We start from the raw sequence: 9,002 nt of genomic DNA on the forward strand, positions 1-9,002 counted from the left end.
GTGACTGAGACACACGAGACCAAACAGGCAAGAGGCAAGCTGCTGGAAATCGCGTCGGCTGCGGCGCGATTTGGGCTGGCGGCTGTGTGGATTGTCGCCGGGTGGACGAAGATCGGCGCCCACATGGAAGTGGCGCAAAATATCATTGCGTACGAGATTTTCACCCATGAGTGGTCGAATATTTTGGCGCAGTGGATCGGACCGTTGGAGCTCGCCGGTGGGCTGCTCCTGCTGGCTGGCATCAAGCTGCGCGAATGCGGCTGGGTCTCGATCGGGGTCCTGGTGCTATTCATCATCGGGATGTACTCGGCGTGGTCGCGAGGGCTGGTCATCGACTGTGGGTGCTTTGGCCCGCAGCCGTCAGATGAAGGCACGAACCTCATTGAGACAATCCTGCGCGACGTCGTCTTAATCGCGGTGACCTTGTTCATGATTTACGTTCCGTACAAGAAGTTTGCGATTTATCCATAGCCTCATCCAGCGATTAAGCTGTTGGGCAATTTCCAACGTCAAGGAGTAAATACGTGACTACCCGTAAGGTGAAGAACCCGAACGAGAAGAACGGTGCAGGGTTCATCTGGGCAATCGTTGCAGTGATCGCGATCGCGGCGCTCGTGATCAGCCTGATTTTCGTCAACGGCAAGAAGGGCCGCGAGGCCGCCATGGCCGAGAACATGATTGACACCAGCGGCATCACTGTCAGCTGGAACGAGGACGACCACTTCATTCGTCTCGCAGCCGAAGGTGTCGACGACGCCCCGATGGCCGAGCTGTACGAGGACTTTTCGTGCCCACACTGTGCAGATCTGGCGGTAGCGACGGATGAGCAGATGTTCGAGAAGCTGCGCGAGGGCAAGATTGAGGTCGAGCTGCGCCCGATGGTGACGCTCGATGGCCTGACCAACGGTCACTCCACGATGGGGCTGGCTGCGGAGCTGGCACTCGTCGCAAATAACGAGCCAGCTGCGATGATGAACCTCCGCGACCACCTGATGGTCAACCAGAAGGACGTGTACTCGAAGGTGACCGACGATGACCTTGCTGACCTGGCCCGCGACTACGGCGCGAGCGACAAGGCGGTACAGGACATCCGCGATAAGACCTATTACGATGCGGCGCGCGCAATGTCGAACGGCAACATGAAGCTGCAGGAAGAGCGCGCCGGTGAGGCGTGGACTCCGCGCGTCATGGTTGACGGCAAGGACGTTGAAGGCGAGATCGACAACTGGGTCGATACCGTCGCAAACAGCTAACTGTATGTCCGCGTGGGGCCTGGCTGCATGATTTGTGGCCAGGCTCTCTCCACGTGTAAGGTGATGGAGGCTCTGCAAGAGCAGAGGGGCTATGGCGCAGTTGGTAGCGCACCACACTGGCAGTGTGGGGGTCACGGGTTCGAATCCCGTTAGCTCCACAGAGAGTGCTCTCCACCGGTTAAGAACTGGTGGGGAGCTTTTTGTTGTTATGAAAGGTGAACAGCCCCCGCTTAAGGGTGTGATGCAGGTTACTAACCGTACTTAAAGTGACTGAAGAGTCTCTAGGTCGTGCTAACTTAAGGAATGGTCATATTTTTCATCTTGATGCTGTTTTGGTCTAGGAGGGCCAATGAAATCACCAACATATAAGAGCATCTTGGGGTTCTTGCTGACATTCCTGTTGGTGTTTACGGGAGGTACTGCGCCGGAAGCGCGAGCCTTCCAAAACACTGATGTAATGTACCTGACCTTCACCCCGGATCCTGCGGTTGAAAAGCCGCTTACCACCTACCGTGTGGATTACTGGGCGCAGGGCGACAACAAGCAGCGGCAGATGTTCTCAAGTGTCTTGCCTAATGGCGACCTGTATGCGACTGTCGCAACGAAAGAGCACCCCTTAAATTTCCAGGTGTATCGTACAGATACGCTTTCGCTCCAGCAGGGCGAGCAGGAAAACCGCATATGGGAGTCCGCAGTCTTTGAAGGCGTACAGACCGGTAACTCGGTGTATGCAAAGGCAGACGCATGCTCCTTCAGTTATAAGCCCGATGGGCCGTTCCGTACTGGAGCGCAGTGCGCATTGCAGGTGAGCTTCACCCCTGATCCTGCTGTCTCAGAAAGCGAGTACAACCTTTGGGTTTGGTACGGAGAGAATGACGGAACGTCAGTTCCCTTTACTGGAAAGAATGGGGCTGGGCAGCTTACTGCAGAAATCCCGTCCGTTGCTGGGCACGACAAGGTCAACTTGATTGTGCGTCGCTCGACTGCCGAGCGGGAGTGGGCGTGGCAATCGAAGGACCTGCGCGATGTCCCCACCACGGGGCATATAACTATTGATGCCGACAGCAGCTACGAGTTCACTCCTGCAGAGGAACCGAATGGGTTGTCAACGAAGGTTTCGCTCACCGTGCACTATGTGCGGCACGATAATAACTACGAAAACTGGAATGTGTGGACCTGGTTGCCGGATGAGGACGGGCATAGGGTAGATTTCACGGATGATCACACTGCTACCATCACGCACGAAAACCCCAAGGGGATCGAGAAAGTTGGTCTTGTAGTGCGGCGCTCGGATCCTGGTAATGAGTGGGCGTCGAAAAATAGTCCTGATGACCTTTATGTTTCGGACTTCCCGGATGGAAAAGCCGAGATCTGGCTAGTTGAGGGTGATTCCACGATTTATTACTCCAAGGACGACGTGCCACCGGCGCCTGAGGACAAGTGCTCTGCGTTGCACTCGAAAGAGTTTAACGAGAAGTATTTTTACGACGGCGAGCTCGGTGCGATCTACAGCCCGGATAAGACCACGTTTAGGGTTTGGGCACCAACGGCAAAGTCGGTAGAATTCGTAAACTACTCCGACGATGCTGCTGCGACTCCGATGAAGCGGGGTGAGCGCGGAACCTGGGAACTCACCCTCGATGGTGACAAGCAGGGCTTGGAGTACCGCTACCGGCTCACGTTTGAAAACGGAACAGTCAACGAAGCAATTGACCCGTACGCGCGGGCAGTGACTGCAAATGGAACACGCACCGTAGTTATCGATGCGGAGAAGACAGCCCCAAACAACTGGGACGGCAAGCGGATGGCACCGTTTTCTTCGATGCGCGACGCCATCATTTACGAGGCGCATGTGCGTGACCTGACCATCGGGCCTGACAACGGCATCACAAACAAGGGGAAGTTCCTGGGCCTGGCCGAAGCCGGGACCAAGACGCAGGCGGGTAACCTGTCCGGCTTGGATTACCTGAAGTCCCTCGGCGTCACCCATGTGCAGTTGCTGCCGATTTACGACTTTGGGTCCGTGGACGAGACCGGTGACTTGTCGTTTAATGCGCAGTACAACTGGGGCTACGACCCACAGAATTACAACGTTCCTGAGGGCTCCTATTCGACGGACCCCCAGGACCCAAACGCGCGGATTGTGGAGCTGAAGTCCATGATCTCAACGCTGCACGACAACGATATTCGGGTCATTATGGACGTGGTGTACAACCACGTATACACCCCGGAAAACTCGCCACTGCAGCAGACGGTTCCCAACTACTTCTTCCGGATGGATTCGAACTGTAACTTCTTTGACGGGACCGGCGTCGGCAATGAAACTGCTTCAGAGCAACTGATGATGCGCAAGTACATCGTCGACTCTGTGACGTACTGGGCAAAGAACTATGGAATCGATGGGTTCCGTTTCGACCTTATGGGGATCCATGACGTTGAGACGATGAACGCCGTACGCGAAGCACTCAACGAGATTGATCCGTCGATCGTTATCCTCGGTGAAGGCTGGGAGATGGGGAACCATCCAGCCGGCGTACTTGGTGCGAACCAGAAGAACGCCGACAAACTGCCTGGCATTGCTTTCTTCAACGATCAGTACCGCGACACCGTCAAGGGCGACAACTTCGAGCTGACGCACACCGGCTTCATCAACGGAGCGAACCAGGAACACCGCTCGTGGGACTTGCTGAACAACATTAAGGGTGCCCAGCACGTGCGGGACTACCTCGGCCCGGAGCAGTCCGTGGTGTACAACGAGGCCCACGACAACTACACGATGTTTGACAAGCTCAAGGGCAGCATGCCGCACGCCTCTGATGGAGAGATCGCAAAGCGGCACACGCTGGGTACCGCCACGCAGTACTTGGCGAACGGTGCAGTGTTCATTCACGCGGGGCAAGAGTTCCTGCGCACGAAGTCGGGCGATCATAACTCGTATAAGTCGCCCGACGCAGTCAACGTATTCGACTACGACAGGGCGGCACAGTTCGCAAAGGAAGTTCAGTTCTTCCGCGACCTGAACGCGTTCCGTAAGCAGTACGATTTCATGCGCCTACCAAGCTATGAAGCGATCAACAGCAAGTACACTCACGAAATCACTGCGGAAGCAGACAGCATCAACACGAACCACGTGGGCTACACCGTGAAGGATGCATTTGCAGGTGATAGCGACGCCTTCGTGTACGTGAACGCTGCATCCGAACCATGGCAGGCCCCACTGCCTGCTGGCGAGTACGAAGTCATGATTCAGGGGATGGATGTTTACGGCGAGCCACGCGCTCTTTCCTCAACCGGAGAGGTTGCTGTTCCACCGTTGAGTATCATGCTGCTGCGAGAGACCCCTGAGCCTGAGACATCGCCGAACCCGACTACGAGCGAGGAGCCGAGTACGACTGCCAAGCCGGAGCCGAGCGTGAAGCCAAGCACGAGCGCGACCGCGAAGCCGAACCCGACTACGAGCGAGGAGCCGAGTTCGTCTGCCAAGCCGGAGCCGACGACGACGGTGAAGAGTTCTACAAAGGCAGTGCCGTCACCGAGCACGTCTGTCAAGCCAACCACCGCCGGCCTATAACTTCATTTTCTTGTGTGTGGTGGGTTCCATTATTCCCGTTGTGGGGGTGGTGGTACCCACCACACTCTTTTTTGTTGTGCACCCCACACAACAAACAACAGGGATGGTGGTGTGTGGGTGGTGACCGATTCTGGCCAACAGAGACACCACACAAAAGGTATTTGCAGCGCTTTGTATCGTCTAAAATGCCGCGTTACCGCGCATAACGCCTAGCCCTGCGAATGCAACGCCGACGGCGAGCGTCCACAGCAGATACTTTGCGCATGGTGCGTACCTGCGCTCTTTGAGCAGCATTCCTGCTTCTTTGGCGAGCGTTGACCATGTAGAGAGCGCACCAGCAAATCCCGTTCCAATGAACACTGCCCATATCGGCGCCATCGCGACTGTAAAGCCGAGGACCATGGATGCGGCAGCGTTGGCCGTGAAGGTGCCCTTGCGCGGTGGGAGGGCGGAACTAATCCACCACCGTGTGGCGCCGCCTAACGCGCCGCCAAAGAACACTGCAGGGATGGCAATTGGGTCAATAAACACTATCGATCACCTGTCTCCTTGCACTCACGCATGGCGTTGCCAGCCCACCAGCCAGCGATGCAGAGAACAACGCTGGAGAGTACGTAGATGAACGCAGTGGTTGCCGTCGTTTGCGCTGCGGCGACGGTGAGGGCGGAGAACGTCGTGAAGCCTCCGAGGAAACCTGTGCCGAGTAGTGGGCCTGGTCGGAAGTAACCCATTGCGTAGCTGCCTAAGACGTTGATGCCAAGCGTGACCAGAAATGCGTAATGCGGTGCTGCTGGCAGCACCGCAAGGAGTCCCGCTGTAAGCACGTAGCGTGTAAGTGCTCCCGTGCCAGCTCCGACGCCTACCGCGAGGGGCTCATTCGACTCAATGTTTTGTAATTGCACACTAGAAGTCTACTAGTGCGCTTACTCCCAATTCATGCCTTGCTGCTTTACAAATACTGCAACCTCCTCGGGGCTACGGCGAAGCTTCGGATCGAATTTGAGGTAATCGCGAGTCTCACGGGCGACGAGCCCGGAAAGCAGCAGTAGGCCGATGAGATTCGGGATTGCCATGAGGCCGTTCGCCAGGTCGGAGAACGTCCATACGAGTTCGAGGTGCGTGGTGGCGCCGAGGAACGCTACGGCGGTAAAGAACATCTTGTATGGCAATGAAGCCCACTGGCCGAAGAGGGCGGTTGCGGCGCGTTCGCCGTAGTAGGACCAGCCCAGGATCGTAGAGAATGCGAAGAAGATGAGGGAAACGGAGACGATGTCGCCGCCCCAGGTGCCTGGCAGGACCGTCGAGAAGCCGCGTGCGGTCATGACTGCTGCCTCGTCGCGTCCCATGTCCCAGGTCCCGGAGGTTACGATGACAAGGCCAGTGATGGTAACAACGATCAGGGTGTCAATGAACGTCTGGGTCATGGATACCAGCGCCTGGCGGGTGGGGTGCTGGGTCTTCGCTGCCGCAGCGGCGATTGCTGCGGAGCCCATGCCGGACTCGTTGGAGAAGATGCCGCGGGCAACACCGAACTGGATTGCCATCATGATGGTGGAGCCGACGAAGCCACCGGTCGCGGCTGAACCGGTGAACGCGTCGTGGAAGATGAGAGAGATAGCTGCAGGGATCTGGTCTGCCATCAAAGCGAGCGCGACGATGCCGCCACCGACGTAGAGAACAATCATCAGGGGGACGAATGCTGCGGTGATCTTGCCGATGCCTTCAATACCACCCAAGATGGCTGCGCCGACGCCAATGAAGATCAGGATGCCGGAGACAGTAGGTTCGATGCCGAACGCTTCCTGCATGCCTGCAGCGATGGAGTTGCCCTGAGTGAGGTTACCGATGCCGAAAGACGCGAAAATAGTAAAGAGCATGAACGCGACCGCGAGCACGGACCCCAGCGGGCCTGGGATTCCGCGGCGGAGGTACTCGTGTGGTCCGCCTTGTTGGCGTCCGTTGTCGTCGGTGGTGCGGAAGCGGACGCCGAGGTAGGCCTCGGAGTATTTCGACGCCATGCCGACGATGCCTGTGACCCAGATCCAGAGCAGGGAGCCCGGTCCACCGATCGAGATCGCGGTGGCTACGCCGACGATGTTGCCGGTGCCGACTGTTGCGGCGAGGGCCGTCGTTAAGGCCTGGTAGTTGCTGATGTCGCCGGAGCCTTCTTCATTCTTATCGACGAACGCGTGGCGGGTCGCGCGACCGAGCGTGCGGAACTGGATGCCACCCATTCGGACGGTCAGGAAGAGGCCCGTGCCGAGCAGCAGCGGGATGAGCAGGAATGGGCCCCAGACGAACGAGGCGATCGTACCGAGGGTTTCGTTGAGTTGCGCAGCCATCGTGATCCTTTCGCAATAGGGTGTGGGCCAGGTTACCTTTATCCCGATAACGTGATTGAGATAATAGACACATAACCTTCCGTGTGTACACGGTTTGTACGACTTTTCTGGCGGAAGTTTCCAAAAAAGGGAAAGATGGGTGTGAACGTATTCGAAAGGATGTTGTCGTATGGCTCATGAACGTGCTGGCCAGATTGCCCGCCCGGAAGATTTGATCGATATCGCGTCGTTGGTGACTGCTTACTACACCCGTGATGTAGACCCGCACAATCCTGACCAGCAGGTGGTGTTTGGTACCTCTGGTCACCGTGGTTCTTCGCTGGATAACGCGTTTAATGAGGTGCATATTCTGGCGACCACGCAGGCGATCGTCGACTACCGCCGTGAGCAAAACATTGGCGGTCCGGTCTTCATCGGGCGCGATACACACGCGTTGTCTGAGCCGGCGATGGTCTCCGCGCTTGAGGTGCTGTTTGGCAATGGGGTTGAGGTGCTTGTTGACGCCGCTGGGCGTTACACACCGACTCCGGCGGTGTCGCACGCAATCTTGTCGCACAACGCGAAGCTTTCTGGCGGGGTCACGGGTACTGATCCGAAGCGCGCGGACGGCATTGTGATTACGCCGTCGCACAATCCCCCGCGTGATGGTGGTTTCAAGTACAACCCGCCGTCGGGTGGTCCGGCTGACACGGACGCGACTGACTGGATTGCGAAGCGGGCGAACGAGTACATCGCAAACGGTTTGGAGGGCGTGAAGCGCTCCGCAGCGTCGGGCGTACTCGATGAGCGTGCGCAGCTCTACGACTACCTGAATAACTACATCAATGACTTGCCGAACGTCGTCGACATTGCGGCGATTCGTGAATCCGGTCTGAGCATCGGCGCAGATCCGATGGGCGGAGCGAGCGTCGATTATTGGGGTGCAATCGCTGAGAAGCACGGCCTGAATATGACCGTGGTGAACCCGGAGGTCGACCCGACCTGGCGTTTCATGACGCTCGACACTGATGGCAAGATTCGCATGGATTGCTCCTCGCCGGACTCGATGGCGTCGCTGGTGCACAATCGTGACAAGTATGACATCGCTACCGGCAACGACGCTGACTCGGACCGCCACGGGATCGTCACGCCGGACGCCGGCCTGATGAACCCGAACCACTACCTCGCCGTCGCGATTGAGTACCTGTTCTCACATCGCGAAGGCTGGGTGGACAACACCGCAGTTGGCAAGACGCTGGTGTCCTCGTCGATGATTGACCGCGTTGTGGCATCGCTTGGGCGCACGCTCGTTGAGGTCCCGGTTGGCTTTAAGTGGTTCGTGCCAGGGCTTATCGACGGCACCGTTGGCTTCGGCGGCGAAGAATCCGCGGGTGCGTCCTTCCTGCGGAAGGATGGCACGGTGTGGTCGACTGATAAGGACGGCCTGATTCTGGATCTGCTCGCGGCGGAGATTACAGCTGTGACGGGGAAGACGCCGTCGCAACGCTACGCTGAGCTCGCTGAGAAGTTCGGCTCCCCGGCATACGCTCGTATCGATGCCCCGGCGAACCGCGAGCAGAAGGCGACGCTGAAGGCGCTCTCCCCGGAGCAAGTCACCGCGACCGAGCTGGCTGGTGAACCAATCACCGCGAAGCTGACCGAGGCACCAGGCAACGGTGCACCGATTGGCGGCCTGAAGGTCACCACGGAAAACGCCTGGTTCGCGGCGCGACCATCGGGTACGGAGGACAAGTACAAGATTTACGCCGAGAGCTTCAAGGGCAAGGAGCACTTGGCGCAGGTGCAGCAGGCTGCGAAAGAGCTTGTTGCGCAGGTGCTCGGATAGAATGGCCAATC

7 protein-coding genes and 1 tRNA gene are annotated in these 9,002 nt (G+C 57.7%); 5 read left to right on the plus strand and 3 right to left on the minus strand.

Annotated features, from left to right (window positions below; all coding sequences use genetic code 11):
* The 4 genes from ACXIUA_RS08795 (at position 1) to pulA (ending at position 4,824) form a co-directional block, all read left to right on the plus strand.
* The gene (locus ACXIUA_RS08795; RefSeq protein ID WP_457976589.1) at positions 1–471 is read left to right on the plus strand and encodes a MauE/DoxX family redox-associated membrane protein; all 471 of its coding nucleotides are present in this window, start codon (positions 1–3) and stop codon (positions 469–471) included.
* A gap of 53 nt (positions 472–524) precedes the next feature.
* Positions 525–1,253 carry a DsbA family protein gene (locus ACXIUA_RS08800; protein WP_457976590.1) on the plus strand — a complete coding sequence of 243 codons (729 nt, stop codon included), beginning with the start codon at positions 525–527 and terminating at the stop codon, positions 1,251–1,253.
* An 85-nt stretch (positions 1,254–1,338) separates the two neighbouring features.
* A tRNA-Ala gene (locus tag ACXIUA_RS08805) sits at positions 1,339–1,411 on the plus strand.
* A 191-nt stretch (positions 1,412–1,602) separates the two neighbouring features.
* A complete protein-coding gene (gene pulA, locus ACXIUA_RS08810; protein ID WP_457976591.1) occupies positions 1,603–4,824 on the plus strand; it encodes a type I pullulanase in 3,222 nt (1,073 codons plus the stop codon).
* Between the two features lie 180 nt (positions 4,825–5,004).
* Here the strand turns inward: pulA and ACXIUA_RS08815 are convergent, their stop codons facing one another.
* The 3 genes from ACXIUA_RS08815 to ACXIUA_RS08825 are packed head-to-tail and all read right to left on the minus strand — an operon-like array spanning position 5,005 to position 7,166.
* Positions 5,005–5,355: a fluoride efflux transporter FluC gene (locus tag ACXIUA_RS08815; RefSeq protein ID WP_457976592.1), complete on the minus strand. Its 351-nt coding sequence runs from the start codon at positions 5,353–5,355 to the stop codon at positions 5,005–5,007.
* Positions 5,355–5,726, minus strand: a complete 372-nt coding sequence (locus tag ACXIUA_RS08820; protein ID WP_457976593.1) for a CrcB family protein — start codon at positions 5,724–5,726, stop codon at positions 5,355–5,357. The genes ACXIUA_RS08815 and ACXIUA_RS08820 overlap by 1 nt, the downstream gene beginning before the upstream one ends.
* Before the next feature lie 21 nt (positions 5,727–5,747).
* On the minus strand, positions 5,748–7,166 hold the full coding sequence (locus ACXIUA_RS08825; protein ID WP_457976594.1) for an alanine/glycine:cation symporter family protein: 1,419 nt from the start codon (positions 7,164–7,166) through the stop codon (positions 5,748–5,750).
* Between the two features lie 169 nt (positions 7,167–7,335).
* Between ACXIUA_RS08825 and pgm the strand changes: the two genes are divergently transcribed.
* Positions 7,336–8,991, plus strand: coding sequence for a phosphoglucomutase (alpha-D-glucose-1,6-bisphosphate-dependent) (pgm, locus tag ACXIUA_RS08830; RefSeq protein WP_457976595.1), 1,656 nt, complete (start codon positions 7,336–7,338; stop codon positions 8,989–8,991).
* The last annotated feature ends 11 nt before the right edge of the window (positions 8,992–9,002 follow it).

The sequence above is a fragment of the Corynebacterium sp. UMB8791 genome, assembly GCF_054166365.1.

Bases quoted from the DNA above. Each gene is read 5' to 3' on its own strand.
- pulA (WP_457976591.1), top strand. From the start codon at position 1,603: ATGAAATCACCAACATATAAGAGCATCTTGGGGTTCTTGCTGACATTC.
- ACXIUA_RS08825 (WP_457976594.1), bottom strand. From the start codon at position 7,166: ATGGCTGCGCAACTCAACGAAACCCTCGGTACGATCGCCTCGTTCGTC.
- pgm (WP_457976595.1), top strand. From the start codon at position 7,336: ATGGCTCATGAACGTGCTGGCCAGATTGCCCGCCCGGAAGATTTGATC.